The organism is Vibrio sp. 10N.222.52.B7, from assembly GCF_041474275.1.
GTDB lineage: Bacteria > Pseudomonadota > Gammaproteobacteria > Enterobacterales > Vibrionaceae > Vibrio > Vibrio crassostreae_C.
In genome coordinates, this window is record NZ_JBFRTU010000498.1 from 1 (window position 1) to 1068 (window position 1068).

Annotated in this window: 1 protein-coding gene and 1 pseudogene; both read right to left on the reverse strand. The window is 47.4% G+C overall.

The annotated features are described in order from the left end of the window. A partial coding sequence (locus AB4512_RS23875; RefSeq protein ID WP_372175981.1) for a TRAP transporter large permease subunit occupies positions 1-920 on the reverse strand: 920 nt, incomplete at its 3' end. Beyond that, positions 913-1068: pseudogene (locus AB4512_RS23880) on the reverse strand (TRAP transporter small permease); the annotation flags it as partial. The gene AB4512_RS23875 and the pseudogene AB4512_RS23880, both read right to left, overlap by 8 nt.

Below are 1068 nucleotides of genomic sequence, written 5' to 3' on the forward strand. Positions count from 1 at the left end.
ATACCAACCAATGCACTAGCACCGATACCAATCCACATGATCATGCCGCAGGTACGCATGGTTGCGATGGCACTCTCTTTCAGCATGTTGAAATTCAACTCACCACGGATAAGCGCACTGATCATGATACCAACCACACCCAAAGCCGAAGCTTCTGTTACTGAAGCGATACCCGTGTAGATACTACCTAGAACTGTTGCTACAGAAAGCAGTGGGAAGAACAGAGCCTTGAAGTAGCTTGGCTGATTTGCGATATCTTCTTCTGTCTCATCATCACTTGGAAGAGGAGCCAGAGAAGGATTCAGCTTACAGCGAATCAACACGTAGCCGATGTAACAGCCAGCAAGAATAAACGCAGGTAAGAAAGACGCTTTGAACAGGTCGCCAATCGATACGCTGGCTGTCATACCGTAGATGATCAGTACGATACTTGGTGGAAGCATAGTGCCAAGTGCACCACCCGCACAGGTTGTACCGATAGCCAGCTTACGGTCATAACCCAAGCGAAGCATTTGTGGCAGAGCAAGAATACCCAGTAGTACCGTTTCACCACCGATAACGCCTGACATCGAAGCCAATAGAACCGCAACTAATAGCGTTTGAACTGCAACACCACCACGAACCTTACGGCCAACAGATTTCATGGCATCAAACAGATCACGCGCGATACCCGAACGGTCTAATAAAGCCGCCATCAAAACGAACATCGGTACTGCTAAGAACACATAACCAGAAGCAAAACTGTAGGTACGGCTTGCGATCAAAGGTAAGGCATCAGGGCCAAACCAGCATAGAGTGAAGAAAATCGCGACAAAGCCTGTTACGAACGCTAGCTGCATACCGGTCAGTAGCAAGCCAATCATCATAACCAGCATGAGCAAGCTGCCCCATGCGATACCAATAGAAGATAAATCAAACATCGTCATTCTTCCTTAGACCCATCAACTCTTGGATTAGGTGCAATACAAACTGGACAACAAGAACACACAAAACGACAAAAATCAGGCCTTTCAGCAGCGCAGGATAAGGCGCGTTTAACACTGAACCTGATGTTTCAAGGCGGAATTC